This is a genomic window from Allobosea sp. 05T422_2 (genome assembly GCF_056396265.1).
Genome location: NZ_JBFTLD010000141.1, coordinates 1 through 16,136 on the forward strand (window position 1 = coordinate 1; position 16,136 = coordinate 16,136).

Genomic DNA, 16,136 nt, shown 5'->3' on the forward strand with positions numbered 1-16,136 from the left:
GTCTGGGTCTGGGGACGTGGCTACATGTTGAATAATGCCGATCCTTCCCTTCAGATGGCCCCATCCGACAATGACGACACCATTGTTATCGATCGCGCCCGCTCGATTGCAATTCAGACGCGAAATGAGCGTTGCATTTCTACCAAGCCACGGGCTAGATCCGCGATTAACGCAGGCGTTTATTTCAGGAAAAACCAAACGCGAAGAAAAATGACGATGTAATCGATCCAACGGTGATCATTGTTTCGGCTCGGACCGGATCGTTGACCGCCAGCGGCGCACTGTGGATTAATCAGCGGGTCATACTTCCGGGGAGGCTGGCCATGATTGAACACGTGGTGTCACCGGCCTATTGGGTGCTGACCAAGGCTGCGCGGCGGTTGCTCGCTGTCATCGAGACGGAAATCGGGAGCGGCACCAGCGTGGCGCTGTCTTACGATACCTTCAGGCTGGACCACCGCTTCGGACGGCAGACGCTGTCGCCAAGTCTGACGCTGCTCGATCGTCTCGGCCTGATTGACATCGCGGTGGGGCCGCGCTTCGTCAACGTGTTCTCGCTCTCAGACCGATGGCGGAGCGTCAACGAGGACGAGGCTTTGAGGCTGACGGCACAGGCGCGTGAGTTGAAGCCGCCGCGAACGGCCCGCGAGCCGAAGCCGCAAAGGCCGGCAGCGGCGAAGGCACCGAAGCCTGTGAAGGTCGAGGCACTGCGCAAGCAACGTCAGGAGCCGTCATTGCCGCCGATGCCATGGCGCTGCGACAGCCGATAGCAGGACCGAGGGGACGACTTGCTTGTGCGCCAATCGTTTTTTTAGGCCTTGGAGGCCTGTGTAGCGTCGTGAACATCGGCCGATAGTCATTAGCGAGGCTCTGCTTGGCCTGACTGGCTATGCCAGGTTCCGTTCAATTGCGGATCGGGCGGCTTTAAAGGTTACTTCTGCGTCCGGCACAGCGCCTTGCTGCTGTTCAAGAAGGAGAAGCGCGATTTCGTAGATCTCYCTTATGTCGGCGGCTTGCAAAACGCCTTTCTGCACCAGGCAGCGCAGGAGGCCGGCCATGGTTGCGGAGGAGACGAGGTTTGCTGCGGCAATGCCATGCGGCGAGGCAAGGGACATCGCGCGCTCATTGTGTCGCTGGATGTACAGGTTCTGGTACATTGTAGCCGTCCGCTGCGTACAACGTAAGTTTGTTGCGCAACGTGCGGATGGAAATGCCGAGTAGTGAGGCTGCATGGGTGCGGTTGCCGCCGGTTTCCCGCAGCGTTGCCAGGATCAGCTGGCGTTCGACAAAGGCAACTGACAGGCCAACGAACTGATCCACGACGGCTTGAACAGCATCGAGCGCTCGCATGGTTACGGTCCTTTCCAAGCCCCCCGGCTMTAACGGACGCCTCAGAATGGCGCCCGCCGTGGTTAAGAAGTGGTAAATCGGCATGGGGCGGCAAGGGTGCACGGCAGTTTTTGAGCGGCAGGGTCAAGTGCGGCCCGCTTAAAGCCGACTTTCGCGTGGCTGCGTGCCGGGCCCTGCGGGACGGTCCCCCAAGCGGGTACTTTGTGCTGCCCCTGCGCGATATGGACCCCTCACGTGCTTCGAAATAGAACTTGGCGGTTAATGCCAAGAACTTGGCTGCGGTTAATATGGATTCGCGAGCGCCTGTCACACATGGTCCCGGCCTATGAAAGTCCCCGCCCCGCGCTTCGACGACCTGGACGGCCCGATCATTTACAACGACCCGGATACACCGAAGCCTATGTCGAAGGCATGGCGCCTGGCTTGCTTCTTGATAAGCTCCGTGTTGTTAGGGTGCGCCTTGGTAACATTCCTCGCTGTGGCCGATGGGCCGAAGCCTGGCCTAATGTTTATTGCCGCCTTCGGCTTTGCTATCGGCGGCGGCGTTTTATTGTCCTCAGCCCTGTTCCCCAATTTTTCCCTTGCCCGTGCAAGACGCGGTGCGGCCRAGAACTGATATCGTGGCGCAAAAGCTGGCAGACATCAGCGATCGGGAGTTGGATCGCTATTCCGACCCTCGAGCGCTGGTTTCGTATGGCCTGAGCATCCGGCTGGGTTCGCCCTGGTTAATGCGCCGCGCAGGCTTGCCGGCATCGCCTCCGCTTATTGGTTCGCGTGACCCGTGGAGGTGACCTGGTGCACCGACCTCCAGCCCGGGACGCTGATTGCGCCACTCTCGGTCAGCAGTGCAGGGCAAAGCCGGGCTGAGGCGTGCCGATAAGCCGGCCGGCCACCATGTCGTCGATCCCCTGATGCCGGATCACAACGAGCCTGCCCTCAAGTGCCGCCAGATCGCGCTCCGGCTGGTTGTCAAAATTCAGGTCACCGGCCGCGGTCGAAAACACGCCCATCGCAAAACCTCACTGATGCGAACGCCGTAACGAACGTCCGGCGGATGCAATCCTGGTTGGGCCGAGGCTGGGAGTAAAGAAGCCGATTTCGTAAGCGACGGGACCGCGAGGGAGGTCCGTGACCGCCCCGCCACGGAACGGGCTGCCGCCGGCGGCCGCGGGGAGGTGATGGAGCGGAGCCAGGCGCTCGGGAAAAAGGCCGGCGAGTGCGTCGAGACCAGCATTGACATTAAGCGTCCAGCGCGCCCCCCTCATCCGTAGGCTCGCACCAACCACCCCTCCCCTACCTTGAGCGACATGCGGCCAGCCGTAATGACCGGCCCCCGATGCCTGACGGCGCATGCTTCACACCCGGCTGCCCGCGTCGCAACACTCTTTTGCCTCAGCCGAAATTAGTCGAGCGCTATCTACCAGCCGCACTTGCCGCTTCGACCTTTGCCGCTTCGACCTTTTGAGCGGTTAGAATCTGCTGGGCGGCAGCAGCTGCTTCTTCGTCGCGACCTTCAACATGGACCGTCGGATGGGCGAACTTGATACCAGCCTGGTCAAACGCCGTCTTGAGGCGCAGAAGCGCTTTGCGACGCACGACCGCTTGTTGGCCTGGCCGGGTCGTCATCTTGAAACGAAGCTGGATGGCATAATCGCCGAACTGCTCGACCCCCTGCATCTTCATCGGCTCGATAATGTCAGGCGCTAAGTCGGGATCTTCGGCAAGCTCCTGACCGATTTTTTTGGAGATTTTCCGCGCCTTTTCCAGATCGCTATCGTAAGTGACATTGATCATGAACTTGTCGATGACCCAGTCTCGGCTCATGTTCTGAACCGCGCCGAGTTGTCCAAACGGAACGGTGAACACTGGACCACGGTGATGGCGCAAGCGGACCGAACGGAGTGAGAATGACTCCACTGTTCCCCTGAAGCTGCCGCTTTGGATGTATTCGCCGACGCGAAATGCATCGTCGAGTAGGTAGAACATGCCGCTGATAATGTCTTTGACCAGGGATTGAGCGCCAAAACCAATGGCGACGCCCAAGACGCCGGCTCCAGCGATCAGGGGGCCGATTTCGAGCCCGAGCGCAGCAAGCGCCGTCAAGCTCGCCATCACCGCGATAACCACAAGCAGGATATTGCGGAAGATGGGCAGCAGCGTGCGAAGTCGCGCCCGACGGATGGCCTCGTCGGAACCGGAAATGATGCTCTCCGTTGGATCAGCGAGGGCGCCGTCCACGGAAACCTTGACGATTTGCCATAGAAAATCGGCCAGGAGAAGAATGACGACGCTTGCCAGCGCACCGCGCAGCAGGCGCATCGGCAGGCCGTCCTGGCTCGTAAGACCGACCAGGTCAACCTGCCAAATATGAGCGAGCCAAAGCGTAGCGGCGCTGAGAATGATCAGCCGCACCCCGCGCTCAAGGCACACCTCAAGGATATTGTGCCTGATCGGCACCAGCCCACCGGTCTCGGTCGGCCTCAGGAGGTGACTGACTGCGTTCCTTCCAATGGAGATGGCTTTGGGCAGCAGAAGCACGAAAACGGCAATCCAGAACATGCCCAGAAGGCCGGAAACCCAGAGAAGCCACAAGACCACAGCATAAGCTGACATGGCGACGCTCTTCGCAATTCTGCCGGATCCAGCCGTGGAGCTGCTATCGCCTTCCGGTCTGTTCCAAATGGCTTCCAGACCAATTGTCAGAAGGCCAAGTCCGAGGAGATAAGCTGCCGCGAAACGGAAATCTCGAGGAAAGCCCAGATCGATCAGAATGCCAACAATCGACCACCCAAATGCGAAGTAGCTGACAAACAAGCCAATGCGCCGCCGCCAGTAGATGGCGTCCTTCGGCTTAACTGGAACTATCTGATGATCCGACCAGGCGCCGTGCGTGTTCCGCGGTGGAAACAAAGCGAAATCCAGCAAAGACCGAGTAGCCCGCGTGACGAGCACGGCCACGAGAAGGGCGAGCATGATCTGCTTCAGGATCGGTGGCCATGCGAACAGCAGGAACGCGCCGAGGCTGCCTGCAGCGAAGATTGCGATTCCGGCAACCAGGGTGGCCAGGCGCAATCCCGCGGTGCGGAATCGTTCCTCAACGGAAAGGACGGGTTTCCTCTCTAGCAAGGCGCGGTAGCGGGCGCTCATGCGGCGATACAATTGCTCGGAACCGACACCGAGAGTGAGAAAGGTCGAAATCATCAGAGCAAGCCGGGCAGCGCTTGTCGTTGCCAGCTCATTTTTCAATAAGCCGGCGGCCCGCGCGAGTTGCGTCGGCAACTGAGGGACTGCGGCGGCGATGGAACCGATATGGTTGCGTACGCCGGTGAGCCGTGTCGCAAGTCGGCTGGACAGGGGCGGCTCGGGAGTTGCTATTGCTGTGGGCAGTGCGGCTGGACTGGCCTCGCCGGATTGCTGGATCCAGCGTCGCACGCTCGGCTCATCGAGYAGGCGCAACAATTCCTTGGCCTGTGGTGGAGGGCTTTCTCCTTGCCCCTGTGCACGGGCGCCAGATATTCCCCAGGTGGCAAGGACGCACCAAATTAATATCAGAAAGCTGCGCATCTACCCCCCAAGGCAAAGCTGATCAAAGAGTTCAATTCCACCGGATAAGTAGACCGGTGGTGGGCAATTCTGCACTAGAATCGCTGTTAGCAGATCGGCGTGCTACTGGGCAGATGCAACGCGAAACGGTCAGCCGAATGGAATGCCGGTTCGCATATACCCTGACGGATGTCTTATTGTTTTAGCATCATTACCGCGACACCCGCGGCGCGCTGTTGGGTTGGCGCGGAGGTCACGCACGATCCGGACACAGACAAGGAAACTTGCGCGGAACGGCTGGGCCAACCAACGCCCTAGCTTTGCGAAAGGCGTAATCGCTGGCAGACAAGGCAGGATCTTCGGCGCAATGCGTCGATAACAGGACATTTCTATCGTGTCGGGAGCGCCGCATAATAGGCAGAGAGCGCAGCGATTTCGGCTGTCGTCATCGCACGCGCCATATAGCGCATCTCCTTGTGCTGACGCTTTCCCGACCGGAACGCCATTATCTGATTGAAGAGGTAGCGTTCATTCTGCCCGGCCAAGTGAGGGACTTCGCTATCCCGTGCGATGCCGTCGTCGCCATGACATGCAGCGCATTGCTCCACCGCGGAGCGCCTTGGTTCGGCGAGTGCTGGAGCGGCGACCAACGCCATTGCCAAGGTCAGTCGAAGAATCACTCTCCTGGCTCCCCGCTCGTTCCATCCGCCGAACCGGCCGCGATGAGATGCTCGGCAGTCGCAATCGCTCGAGTCCGCGCTTCCGGCCAGACCATCGCAGCGAGCAGCGCCGGCACCCACGGCGGCACAGGCAACTCATCATTCAGCCACTCGTGCACACGCTTGATCCGGCCGCCGCAGAACAGTCCCGCGAACCGCTCCGGGCTCAAATCGACCTCATTCAGCCCGAACTGGAACTGAGCACCATCGATATGTGCAGCCTTGGTTTTGGAGGGCTGGATTTGCAGCTTGCGCGCCATGTCAGTGCTTGCCCCTCGTGCCGTCCGTACGCTTCGCCCGCCCACATTTTCGGGAATGAATTCTATGCCCCAAAGAAGCAGCACCATGCAGGCCGGGTCCATCCGGGCATAGCTCTCGCACCCCACGAGGGGAAGTTGGTAGCGCCGCAGATCTTCTGGCCCGGCCCGGTTGGAGAGCGCCGAGAAACATGGCGAACTCGTAGACCTGCCGAACGTCGTCGCGCTGTGCTCACCGAACCCGCGGATGGTCATCCCGTCCATCATCCGCTGGCGCTGCGGACGGGCGGCAAGCCCGGGCATGTGGCTCTCCAAAGATCAGGGGGAAACGACCCCACAATCCTCGGTTGCAACGCCCTCACGCGAGAGCGGGTTGGTCCACTGGTGCTATCCGGAGAGGCACTCCTGGCGATCACTGTACCCGCCTTGGTTCGTGGGCGAAGGCGCTAAGGCCGAGCCATTGTTGCATCGAGCTGGCAAGCGTCGGATTGCCGTCGATCTCCAGCTGTCCGCAGTCCGACTCCTTCTTGATCGTCGTCAGTCCCATCCAGATCGCCGTCATTGTTCGCAAGGAACTCGTGACGAGGAGATCTAACTGATGACCGGGATCGAAATTGCAGAGGTCGACCGTTCCGCCGTCCACCACCAACCACCAGCTCTTTTGCGCCCCTGGCAGCTCTGGGTACAGAAACTGTATCGTGTAGCGGCGTTCAGGCAATAGCTTGGCGTTGAGGCTCCGTCGCATGTCCCACATCAGGAGCGACGGGTCGAGGTTCTTCAATAAGAGCCGCGACTCCATCCAGCGCTGTGCCCAGTTGCCGAGGCCCATGATCAAAGATCTCAGTTCCTCGCCCGCCTCAGACAAGTGATACTCAACCGAGCCGTTTGCTTTGCGCAACACGGTGATCACCTGGGCTCGCTCCAGCTCCTTCAGGCGCTTGGACAGCAGCGCCGGCGACATTCTCGGCACGCCGCGCCGTAGGTCATTGAACCGGGTGCAGCCGTAAAGGAGTTCGCGCACCACCAATGTCGTCCAGCGACTGCACAGGATCTCCGACGCCATCGACACCGGGCAGAATTGGCCATAGCCGCCGCGCTCGTCCATTTCGAACCCCGCTGTTCTCCTGGCGAATGGTACCAAAGCAGCTTCATCCCAAAAGCGACACCAGTACAGTTGCTGAACTGGACCCTCACGGCTTCAACTCCGATCCTTCAGCGTCACAGGAACGGAGGACGCCATGCCGACGAACGTCGCTTCGAAAGTTCAAGCCATCTCAGCTATCGAAAACTCCGGCGTTTGCGCCGACGGTATCGTGGAAACCGCGCACCATCTTTCGCGGAAGCTCGCCGAACGCGCGGCCGAAGTCGACCAGAACGACAGTTTTGTCGGCGAGAACTACACCCTGCTGAAGGAGGCTGGTCTGGTGGAAGCAGGCGTCCCTCGGGAACTCGGCGGCCGCGGCGCCGAAATATCCGAGCTCGCCGAGATGCTGCGCGTGCTCGCGCGTGCGTGCGGTTCCACCGCACTCGCCTTTTCCATGAACACGCATCAGGTCGCCATACCTGCCTGGCGCTGGCGTCACTAGAAGGTGGCCGCCGTCGAGCCTCTCTTGAAGAGGGTCGCGAATGAGAAAATTATCCTTCTCTCGTCAGGCGGCTCGGACTGGATCGGCGGCTCGGGGAAGGCTGTGAAGGTCGCCGACGGCTACCGGATCACGGCCCGGAAGGTCTTCACCTCCGGCGCCGAGGCCGGCGACATTCTAATGACCGGCGCGATTCACGAGGGGGAAGATGGCAGTCGCTCTGTCATTCATTTCGGCGCGCCGATGAACTCCGCTGCTGTAAGCATTGAGAACACTTGGCGCACGCTTGGGATGCGCKGCACTGCCTCGAACGAYGTCGTGATCGACAACCTCTTCATTCCCGACGCGAACGTCGCCTTCTCGCGCAAGGCCGGCGAGTGGCATCCGGTCTTCCAGACGATCGCAACGATTGCCTTCCCGCTGATCTACGCCGTCTATCTCGGAGTTGCAGAAAGCGCCCGCGATCTCGCCGTCGAGATCGCGAAAGAGAAGCCAGCACCGGACCTATCCCTCGCTGGCCGCATGGACACCGAATTGCGCGCCGCGCAGCTGGCGCACCGTTGGACGCTTGACACGGTCGCGCGCAACGCCCCGTCCGCCGAGACGGTGAATGAAGTCATGATAGGGCGCAATCTTGTCGCCCGGCATGCGATCGCAACCGTCGACCTGGCCATGGAGCTAGCGGGCGGTGCATCGTTCTATCGTGTGAGAGGACTCGAACGCCGCTTTCGCGACATACAGGGCGCACGCTTTCACCCTCTACAGGCCGGTCCTCAGGCTAGCTATGCCGGAGCGATGGCATTAGGCCTGCGGACAGAGGCGATTTTCTGACGGATTAGACGCTGAAGAGGCGCCCTGAATACCATACCGCACCAGAACGCACTGAGCGGAAGCGGCTTCTCAAGCTTCCGTTAAATGCAGGGGCCGCCTGCGCGCGTTCGAATCGCCGCTGCCCTTCCCGACGCCGCTGGATCAAAAGCTCGGCGGGACTGGCCAAGGCGAAGGTGCGCGGCCGCCCCAAGGTCGATGCCGCGTTCACTCTGGCGCGGGCCGTTTACAACCTGATCCGCCTGCCCAAGCTTCTGGCGGCCCCGGCATGATCAAGGGCAAGTGGCGGATCGTCGAGATGGCTGTGTGGGATACCGTTCCTCGACATGATGGAGCGGGCCTACATCCTCTTCGCAGGCATGACAGGCGGCGAGTTCGCCTTCGGCTGCGTCGCCGGCCAGCTTCGCTGCCGCGAGATCGGTCCGATCGTTATGATACTGCCGAGATGGCATCCTGCGCCAGATTAATTGCACACCAGTGTGAAAAAACCCCGTAGAGGCCGTTGCGGAGCCTCTACGGGGGTTCCCCAGCCGGAAACGTAACCCATGGGAGAGCTGGGTTATCCGGAAGCCTTGGAGGGCTCCTGCCGTCGAAGCGTCTCAGGGGAGGTGGCGCAATGCCCCATGGTGCTCACGAAAGGCAGTTTCGTCAAGTAAGGACAAGATTAGCCAACGCTAATTCGTGCCTGGCTCCGTCGGAAGAAACATTTGGCTGCGTTGATCTCAGGGCCGCGCGTGGCGGCGATGAAGAGGCTAAGGCTTTTCGTCGCGGAAATACCGTCGGTCATCATGTGCGCGACGGTCGCGGCCGTGACCTCATCGAGCGCCCTGCACCAGCCTGGCGGCGCGGTCTCGATGGCGTCATGAGCGCGCATCGCTTTGAGGCCGGCCTCCACCGKCTCGGTCGCAATTCCGGAAATTGGACGGGAAGAGCGGCGCCCGTGGGCCCAGACCAGGCAGCGAGCGTTTCGAATTGCTCGGCAATTGACGGGCCCGGCTTGTAGGCAAATCTCGCCGGTCTTTTGCGCATCATGTGGACCACCTCGATGCCGGACAGGATCGCCTCGGCGCTCCCCACCAAGCCGAGCAATGGAACGGATGCGGCGCTTGATGCGCCGATGATCCCGTTCGATCCGATTGTTGAGGTATCGGCTCTTGAGGAAATGCGGAGTGAGGAAGGCGCTTCGACAGATCAGCTGCTACCTGCCGACAGAAAGGCCGATAGCTGCGCTCGCCCCGCCGGATCTTCCCGCTTCGCCTGCGTCCTGCACATCAGCCACAAGCGGCAGCCACCTCCTCCGACGCCCCCATGGCGCCGTCGAGATGCGAATATGCGAGCTGGCGGAGATGGTGGGGTGCAAGTGAGCCGTCCCAGTGGATCGAATTGCTCTCAATCATTTTGTCGAGCGTTAATCTGTTGGCATCAGCATGCTCGCCATGAGCGATTACCGTAAATGCCGAGCCTTCTTGGTTGAGGCGTTCCTCGCCCTTGATAACGATAGTCTCGAAGACGAGCGGCTGTGCCGCGCCATCGAACTTCTGCTTGATGCGGTGGCCCTCACTGAACGGGATGCGCGGCCGTCGAATATCGTGCGACTTCTGCCTCGATCGAACGTTTCAAAGACACTTCAGGCTCGAATGCCGGGAACGTAACGACTCGCACATCAGGAATCGTAGCTGCCGGCTCGTGCTGCGAGACGACCGTCCGGACTGGCACCCTGGACGGCCTTCAGGTCGGGGGCGGGAATGAGGCGGCAGGTGTAACAGGCTGCCGACGCGGTATCGCAATACTCAAACTCACAAGCTTACGACGGTGAGGCCCCCGAGAAGGTAATTTGCGCGGTCACGGCTTTTTCAGGAGAACCGTGTTCACCCAGCCCCAAGGCTGCTCATCCCCGACCTCTATCCATCTTCCGTCTCGTCTGAAAACGCTGACGATCGCTCCTTTCGGCGCGACCCGCAGGGATGCAGAGGATCGCACAGGTCCTGATCGGACGTTGGCATGCTGGAGGAGAACGAGCCGCTCACGTGGCTGAGCTTGATTCGTCGAGAGGGCTCCGACCTGTGGAGCCGTAGCGACAGGCCTCACTGGCGCGACCGAGATTTGGGTTGAGGGGAGGCCGGCTATGCGCGCTTCCGCCGGGTTCGAGCGGAGGGCGGCGATGATCGGGGGCGAGGTCGGAGGCTGTTGGCGCCACGAAGACGCCAAAATGGGTGCGACAGCGAGCGCGACAGGAATGAGGATGAGTTCATAAGCGCCGCTGACCCGTTGGAGTTCTGGCAGGGGTTTCTCGAACTCCGGGGCGGGTGTAGATCGCATCGCAGGCGGCGGAGCGTCGCCGGGTTGTGAATTAGCGGCCTGACGGATCAGGGCCGATTTGAAAGCCGCGAGCGCATCGGCAAACCGAAATGCCGCTTCGCAGTTGCTTGCCAAAAATACCTCATGGAGCCCCTTTCCGCTGGTGATGGTGATCTGGCCATATTTGGCGATCGGAAGCTGGTCGTTGAGCCGTCCATCGGGTGATCGATCCTTGCTGGAATCGGCCGATACATGGTCGATCACCTGCGCGTCCGCGGGAACGGCTTCACTTTCGATGAACGGGACATCTGTCGCTTCGACAAAGACGTCACGGAAATCGATCACGGCGTAATCGCTGGCGCCTTTTGAGCGCATCAGGACGAAGCCGCCGAAGATATCGAGATTGTCTCCGTTTGCGTTCTCGAGGCGGACCCCAGGAGAGCCTGAGATAATTCCATCCAAGATGGGATGCAGCCGAACCTGGTATCGTGTGACGGCCGACGAAGAAGTGGGTCTCTCCTTGGCCCGTTCGTCCTCGCTCGACGAGGCTACGTCCCAGAGATAGTCGGAGCGAGCCAAGGCAGCATGGGAGTACTCCACTTCGACCCAAGTGCTCCAGGCATCCTCATCGAGTTCGATCTCAATCCCGATTTCGCTGGCAGAGAGCGCAGACAGCACTTTCCTGGCTTCGATCTCCGTCTCTTCAAAGGCCCAGCGGAGCTTTGGGATTGATGACTTCGGGAACCATCTGAGCGGGGGTTGTTCGCGCCGGCATAACTTCCTCCAGGCCGACTTGCGGCTTCTGAGCGCTGCCCGGTAATCCGATTGGAGGGCCGCCTTCTGATGAGCCGCATCATTGATCAAGTCCTTTAGGCCCTGAAGATCCGAACTTGTCAGCTGCGCGCCCCCCTTGCTGTGTATCTCGCGGGGACGTTGGAACTCGGACGGTCGGGCTTCGAGTGTCAGGGAACTGTCGAGAGGTCCGGTGGTGGTCCCGCGTACAGCCGCGGAAACGCTGATGCCGGTTTTGCTGAAGGTCAGCCGAACACCAGGAAACGTACGCACTGAATGACCGAAGCGGAACCTCATAGGTGAGCGCCCCAACAAAACGTGACTGGCAGGTTACGGTATCAGGCGGCGCTGGTCAGTTCACGACGCCGACATCTCGCAACTCAACACCATGGGTTGAGGAGCCGAGGCGAAGATCGCGATGTCGACACTGTTCCCGAGACAATGTCGGAGGCGGACTACGGAGCGGTTGGCACCAGCGTCGAGGCGCACGCCAAGCCGCATGGCTGGCATCATGGCCAGTCGCATCACGCCATGTATCGCTATGGCCTCCGCCGCCATTATGGCTGGAATCGCGGCCATCACCGCGGCTGGTACAAGCATCACCGTCACCACGCCAACTACGGCGGCTGTCGGATAGCGGCCACGCATTTGCCGCAGCACTCGGTTTCCAAGAAGGCCTGAAGCCCCGCCGGCTGAAGACGGCCTACGTCCCTGCGCATTGCTCGCTGGAGCGCTAGGGCCATCCCCAACAACGGGCGGCCTACTGCCCCCACGTCGCGTGCTGACTTGCCCCAGACATGCGCGAGGCCAGCCCTTCTGCGGCCGGGCGTGGGATGGGTGCCGGCTGGGCCTCAATCCCGCCCTGGTGAATCGTCAGTCCTTGGCCCTCTCGTTGCGCGCCACTCTCTTACGAAGCTCGTCGGGGCTGACATCGACGCCGTCCCAGACATGCCCGTCACGGATTTCGGCAATGTATCGCGCGACAATCTGCTTCGCCTCTTCGGGGGTTTCGGCGACATTGGTAATGACGCGGTGGTTGGCATTGTCGCGAGCCGCAAAATGCCGAGACACACTCCCGTCAGGATAGGTCACAGGCGTGATCACAAACGGCGCATCCATCCAGTGACCCGGCGCGCTCATCCAGATCGGAACGTCGCCCGATGTCATGCCCCTGAACTGGTGCCAGACCAGTTGCCAGTCAGGAAAACCGCTCATGTCAGTGTGTTCCTCGATCCTTGACCGCGCTCCTTGTCCGTGAGGATGTTGCACAGGATCCGCCGGATMCGAAAATCAAAAACAGCCGCCAGAGCCGCGCTAGCCGCACGGCATCAGATGGTGCAACGAGCAGGACGTAGAGGATCGTCCGTGGGCGCGTCGGCTGCGCAATTTGGCCCAACTCCACGAACCGCGATGGCGTCGCGCCAGTCGATCCACTAACAATGTCGGATCGCCCCGCGGAAGCGGGTGACTATCAAACGCGCGATATCGACCTCTTCAAGCTTCTCTCTCCGCATGTCTGCCGCGCGCTTTAAGGCGGACCTCCGCGAAATGCGTGGCCTCAGCGTCGGCGGCTTGTTATTTTCGGCCAATTCTTTGCTCGCTCCAGCCTGAGTGGGTTTGGCCCCGAACATGGAAATGGGAGTTCGGCGGCTTTGCCACACGATCTGACCTCCCTCCCAACGACGCTAGCGGGTATCTCGCGCCTTGCCATAAAGCGTCTTGCCTGCGCCGGCATACCGGTTGCGCCTCTCCTGAACGACGTCGGTCTGACCGAGGACATGCTCGCCGATGGCGATCAAAGAGTGCCTGCCCGGCGTCAGGTMGCATTCCTGGAGCGGGCCGGGACCGCGCTGGGAGATGACTGCCTGGGCTTCACCCTGGCGCAGGAGTTCGAGCCCCGAGCTCTCGGGTTGCTGTTTTATGTCATGGCGTCGTCGCAAACGCTTGGCGCAGCACTGCAACGAATTGCCCGGTATAGCTCGATCACCAATGAAGCATTGGTCTTCAGCGTTGCCGAGGCAAGTGAGTTCACCATCACTCTGAACTATGCCGGACTTCCTCGGCATTCCGATCGGCACCAGGCCGAGTTCTGCATTTTTGGAGCAATCCGGATCTGCCGCATCCTGATAGGCGCAAACCTCGTCCCTCAACACGTCTCGATCGCGCATCACCGATCGGGCGATACCTCTGCGATGTCGCGGTTTGCCGGAACGAAGGTGGAGTTCGGCGCCGAGACCGATGCCATCGTTTTGCACGCTGACGCGCGCGAGCGCCCTCTCATTAATGCCGACCCTTACCTCAATGATCTCCTGCTGGATTATTGCGAGGCGGCGTTGTCGTCCCGCACAACCAATGCCAGCCCTCTGCGGGTGAGCGTCGAGAATGCGATTGCGCCGCTGCTGCCTCATGGCAAGGTTCGCGCCGAGGTCATCGCCCGCCAGCTTGGATTAAGCGAACGAACACTGGCGCGGAGGCTCGCCGAGGAGGGCCTGAGCTTCTCGGAAATCCTCCAGCAGCTGCGGCGCGACCTAGCCGTGCGCTATCTCAACGATCGCGACCACCATGTCTCCAAGGTCGCCTGGCTATTGGGGTTCCAAGAGGTCAGCGCGTTCTCGCATGCGTTCAAGCAATGGACAGGTGTGGCGCCAAGCCAGATGCGTATGGCCGGCGTTCAGGCTTGATTGATATCGCTTCGCCGGGGCGGACGCTCGTTCCTAAGCACTCCTGCGACGAGACCCAATGGGACTGAATGGCGCTCACGACGAAGTCCCATCGCCGAGATCCTGGTCAAGCATGGACAGGATCATGCCTTGCCCCTCCGAAAGACGCGCCTGGCTGCGTTGATCTCCGGTCCGCCCGTGGCGGCAACGACGAGGCGAAGGCTTTCCCTCGCGGAGAGGCTGGGGTGCAGCAGATGGGCGACCGCCGCGACCTCACCTCATCAAGCGCCCGCGCCATCCTAGCTAGCGTCAGCGGGCCGGTTCTGTTGCAAACTCTTCAGTTACGGAGGTTAGGGCATCACCTTCCAGCCGTTGGCAGGAGGACTTCAGATGTTCAAGGGCCGTCATTTCGACCGATCGGTGATCCTGCTGTGTGTTCGCTGGTATCTGGCCTACGGCCTGAGCCTGCGCGACCTGAAGGAGATGATGGCCGAGCGCGGCATCAGCATCGACCATTCCACGATCCACCGCTGGGTCGTCTACTTCGCGCCCTTGCTGCTTCAGCGCTTCAACCGGCGCAAGCGCGCCCTGACCGGCGTTGTCATGTCTGGACGGCGCCCTTTGATCAAGGGGATTTMTTTGGCGCGGCGAGGATCGTGGGAGCGGTCATGTCTTCGGCCTTTTGGTGCACTTTTCTAAGCGCTGGCCCTGATGTTGTCCGCGTCATCCTTGGCCGTAATCACGTTATCGCGCTCTTGATGCGCAGACAGCGCCGCGGGCTTGGGGATGGTTCCGCCATATCTCGCATCACCTCATCGTCACCCTCGATTGGTTGTCGATCGCCCGGCAGTTGTCGTTATGCCGGGTTAGGTTGGGTTCTTGCGTATAGGGACTGGCTGCGCATGAGCGCGAAGGCAATGCGCGCGAGTTTGTTGGCGAGCGCGACGGCCACGAGCTTGAAGGGCTTGGTCTGCATCAGCTTGCAGGCCCAGAGCCTGAGTGCGTCGGCATGGCACTTGCGATGATACAGCACCGCATGCGCGCCGACGACGAGCAGCTTGCGCAAGTAGCGATTGCCCATCTTCGACACGCGTCCCAGCCGTTCCTTTCCTCCGGAAGAGTTCTGGCGCGGCGTCAAGCCAAGCCAGGCCGCGAACTCGCGTGGGCCCGCGAAGCCGGCGATATCCTGAACACTGGCAGCGATGGCGGAGGCCGTCACGGGGCCAATGCCGGGTATGCTCGTCAGGCGGCGTGCGACGGGGTCAGCCTGCGCCAGGACCATGATAGTGTGATCCGTGCGGTCGATCTCGGCATCGAGGCGTTCGAGTTGGCGCACCAACGGCATCAGCGCCGCGCGGACGAGAGAGGGAATGGCTTCATCACCCGCCGCAATCAGCTCTGCCAGTTCACGGGTCTTGTTGGGGCCTTGCGCGGCGATGATGCCTATCTCCGCCAGATGTCCGCGCACCGCGTTCAGCATCTGCGTTCGCTGCGATACCAGGAGCTCACGAACCTTGTGGTGCATCAGCACCCCTTGGTTCTCCACTGAGCGAACCGGAACAAACCGCATCGAAGGCCGCGTCACGGCTTCGCAGATCGCAGCCGCGTCTGCAGCATCGTTCTTCTGTCGACGCACATAGGGTTTGACATAGGCCGGCGGCATCAGCCGGGCATCATGGCCCAGCTTGCCGATCTCGCGGGCCCAGTGATGAGCCGACCCACAGGCCTCGAGGCCGACGAGGCAGGGTCGCAAGGCTGCGAAAAACTCCAGAAGCTTGCCACGTTTGATCGGCTTGGCCACGATCACGTGCCCGCAAGCATCGATGCCGTGGACCTGAAACACGTGCTTGGCCAGATCGAGACCAACCACCGTGACTTCCGACAAACCGCTGATAGACTTCGTCATGGACGGCGCTCCTTCAGATGGGTTGCTCAACGACAACCATCCTGGCACAGCTCCATTCGAGCCAGATGCCGCAGCGGGCGCCGTCCACACCATCACGTTAACCGCGGACCATTGAAGCGAACTCAACCGGGTGACGGGCTCACGCTGCGAGGCCAGCGACGGCTTTCCATTGTGCCATGGCGCACAGACGATGCAGATGG

General features: G+C 61.0%; 15 protein-coding genes and 4 pseudogenes. 8 read left to right on the forward strand and 11 right to left on the reverse strand.

Annotation, left to right across the window (positions count from 1 at the left end):
• Both AC1DJT_RS22045 and AC1DJT_RS22050 read left to right on the forward strand, forming a co-directional pair.
• Nucleotides 1-222: hypothetical protein (locus tag AC1DJT_RS22045; RefSeq protein ID WP_476834865.1), on the forward strand; the 222-nt coding region annotated here is incomplete at its 5' end.
• A 41-nt stretch (nt 223-263) separates the two neighbouring features.
• Entirely contained in the window at nt 264-770 is a 507-nt protein-coding gene (locus AC1DJT_RS22050; protein WP_476770270.1) for a hypothetical protein, read from the forward strand.
• Nucleotides 771-887: 117 nt separating this feature from the next.
• Here AC1DJT_RS22050 and AC1DJT_RS22055 read toward each other — a convergent pair whose 3' ends face one another.
• The 7 genes from AC1DJT_RS22055 to AC1DJT_RS22085 form a co-directional block, all read right to left on the reverse strand.
• Nucleotides 888-1,157 (reverse strand): hypothetical protein, encoded by a 270-nt coding sequence (locus AC1DJT_RS22055; RefSeq protein ID WP_441508773.1) that lies wholly within the window; start codon nt 1,155-1,157, stop codon nt 888-890.
• Entirely contained in the window at nt 1,123-1,350 is a 228-nt protein-coding gene (locus AC1DJT_RS22060) for a helix-turn-helix domain-containing protein (RefSeq protein ID WP_441508772.1), read from the reverse strand. The genes AC1DJT_RS22055 and AC1DJT_RS22060 overlap by 35 nt, the downstream gene beginning before the upstream one ends.
• 839 nt (nt 1,351-2,189) lie before the next feature.
• Nucleotides 2,190-2,360, reverse strand: coding sequence for a hypothetical protein (locus tag AC1DJT_RS22065; RefSeq protein WP_476770272.1), 171 nt, complete (start codon nt 2,358-2,360; stop codon nt 2,190-2,192).
• 403 nt (nt 2,361-2,763) lie between these two features.
• On the reverse strand, nt 2,764-4,782 hold the full coding sequence (locus tag AC1DJT_RS22070; protein WP_476834866.1) for a mechanosensitive ion channel family protein: 2,019 nt from the start codon (nt 4,780-4,782) through the stop codon (nt 2,764-2,766).
• Between the two features lie 500 nt (nt 4,783-5,282).
• Nucleotides 5,283-5,549 carry a c-type cytochrome gene (locus AC1DJT_RS22075; protein WP_476770278.1) on the reverse strand — a complete coding sequence of 89 codons (267 nt, stop codon included), beginning with the start codon at nt 5,547-5,549 and terminating at the stop codon, nt 5,283-5,285.
• 20 nt (nt 5,550-5,569) lie between these two features.
• Nucleotides 5,570-6,172, reverse strand: coding sequence for a hypothetical protein (locus AC1DJT_RS22080; RefSeq protein WP_476770274.1), 603 nt, complete (start codon nt 6,170-6,172; stop codon nt 5,570-5,572).
• 109 nt (nt 6,173-6,281) lie between these two features.
• Nucleotides 6,282-6,974, reverse strand: coding sequence for a winged helix-turn-helix transcriptional regulator (locus AC1DJT_RS22085; protein ID WP_476834867.1), 693 nt, complete (start codon nt 6,972-6,974; stop codon nt 6,282-6,284).
• 133 nt (nt 6,975-7,107) lie between these two features.
• Here AC1DJT_RS22085 and AC1DJT_RS22090 point away from each other — a divergent pair.
• Nucleotides 7,108-8,283: pseudogene (locus AC1DJT_RS22090) on the forward strand (acyl-CoA dehydrogenase family protein).
• 134 nt (nt 8,284-8,417) lie between these two features.
• Nucleotides 8,418-8,552: pseudogene (locus AC1DJT_RS22095) on the forward strand (IS5/IS1182 family transposase); the annotation flags it as partial.
• A gap of 682 nt (nt 8,553-9,234) precedes the next feature.
• Here AC1DJT_RS22095 and AC1DJT_RS22100 read toward each other — a convergent pair.
• Nucleotides 9,235-9,436, reverse strand: a pseudogene (locus AC1DJT_RS22100) (DDE-type integrase/transposase/recombinase); the annotation flags it as partial.
• Nucleotides 9,437-9,716: 280 nt separating this feature from the next.
• On the opposite strand from AC1DJT_RS22100, the gene AC1DJT_RS22105 reads away from it, so the two are divergent.
• Nucleotides 9,717-9,932: a hypothetical protein gene (locus AC1DJT_RS22105; RefSeq protein ID WP_441508765.1), complete on the forward strand. Its 216-nt coding sequence runs from the start codon at nt 9,717-9,719 to the stop codon at nt 9,930-9,932.
• Nucleotides 9,933-10,122: 190 nt separating this feature from the next.
• Here the strand turns inward: AC1DJT_RS22105 and AC1DJT_RS22110 are convergent, their stop codons facing one another.
• Entirely contained in the window at nt 10,123-11,667 is a 1,545-nt protein-coding gene (locus tag AC1DJT_RS22110; protein ID WP_476834868.1) for a DUF4236 domain-containing protein, read from the reverse strand.
• A 144-nt stretch (nt 11,668-11,811) separates the two neighbouring features.
• Between AC1DJT_RS22110 and AC1DJT_RS22115 the strand changes: the two genes are divergently transcribed.
• Complete coding sequence (locus AC1DJT_RS22115) at nt 11,812-12,051, forward strand: hypothetical protein (RefSeq protein ID WP_441508763.1); 240 nt, start codon at nt 11,812-11,814, stop codon at nt 12,049-12,051.
• A 192-nt stretch (nt 12,052-12,243) separates the two neighbouring features.
• On the opposite strand, the gene AC1DJT_RS22120 is transcribed toward AC1DJT_RS22115, so the two are convergent.
• On the reverse strand, nt 12,244-12,585 hold the full coding sequence (locus tag AC1DJT_RS22120; RefSeq protein WP_441508762.1) for a hypothetical protein: 342 nt from the start codon (nt 12,583-12,585) through the stop codon (nt 12,244-12,246).
• Nucleotides 12,586-13,022: 437 nt separating this feature from the next.
• Here AC1DJT_RS22120 and AC1DJT_RS22125 point away from each other — a divergent pair, with 437 nt between their 5' ends.
• Together AC1DJT_RS22125 and AC1DJT_RS22130 are read left to right on the forward strand one after the other, a co-directional pair.
• Nucleotides 13,023-14,051 carry an AraC family transcriptional regulator gene (locus tag AC1DJT_RS22125; RefSeq protein ID WP_476770277.1) on the forward strand — a complete coding sequence of 343 codons (1,029 nt, stop codon included), beginning with the start codon at nt 13,023-13,025 and terminating at the stop codon, nt 14,049-14,051.
• A 369-nt stretch (nt 14,052-14,420) separates the two neighbouring features.
• A pseudogene (locus AC1DJT_RS22130) lies at nt 14,421-14,624 on the forward strand (IS6 family transposase); the annotation flags it as partial.
• A gap of 262 nt (nt 14,625-14,886) precedes the next feature.
• Here the strand turns inward: AC1DJT_RS22130 and AC1DJT_RS22135 are convergent.
• Entirely contained in the window at nt 14,887-15,915 is a 1,029-nt protein-coding gene (locus AC1DJT_RS22135; protein ID WP_476827018.1) for an IS110 family RNA-guided transposase, read from the reverse strand.
• Nucleotides 15,916-16,136: the final 221 nt, after the last annotated feature.

Bases quoted from the DNA above. Each gene is read 5' to 3' on its own strand.
- AC1DJT_RS22060 (WP_441508772.1), bottom strand. From the start codon at position 1,350: ATGCGAGCGCTCGATGCTGTTCAAGCCGTCGTGGATCAGTTCGTTGGC.
- AC1DJT_RS22120 (WP_441508762.1), bottom strand. From the start codon at position 12,585: ATGAGCGGTTTTCCTGACTGGCAACTGGTCTGGCACCAGTTCAGGGGC.
- AC1DJT_RS22075 (WP_476770278.1), bottom strand. From the start codon at position 5,549: ATGGCGTTGGTCGCCGCTCCAGCACTCGCCGAACCAAGGCGCTCCGCG.
- AC1DJT_RS22085 (WP_476834867.1), bottom strand. From the start codon at position 6,974: ATGGACGAGCGCGGCGGCTATGGCCAATTCTGCCCGGTGTCGATGGCG.
- AC1DJT_RS22080 (WP_476770274.1), bottom strand. From the start codon at position 6,172: ATGCCCGGGCTTGCCGCCCGTCCGCAGCGCCAGCGGATGATGGACGGG.
- AC1DJT_RS22110 (WP_476834868.1), bottom strand. From the start codon at position 11,667: ATGAGGTTCCGCTTCGGTCATTCAGTGCGTACGTTTCCTGGTGTTCGG.
- AC1DJT_RS22105 (WP_441508765.1), top strand. From the start codon at position 9,717: ATGAGCGATTACCGTAAATGCCGAGCCTTCTTGGTTGAGGCGTTCCTC.
- AC1DJT_RS22115 (WP_441508763.1), top strand. From the start codon at position 11,812: ATGTCGGAGGCGGACTACGGAGCGGTTGGCACCAGCGTCGAGGCGCAC.
- AC1DJT_RS22065 (WP_476770272.1), bottom strand. From the start codon at position 2,360: ATGGGCGTGTTTTCGACCGCGGCCGGTGACCTGAATTTTGACAACCAG.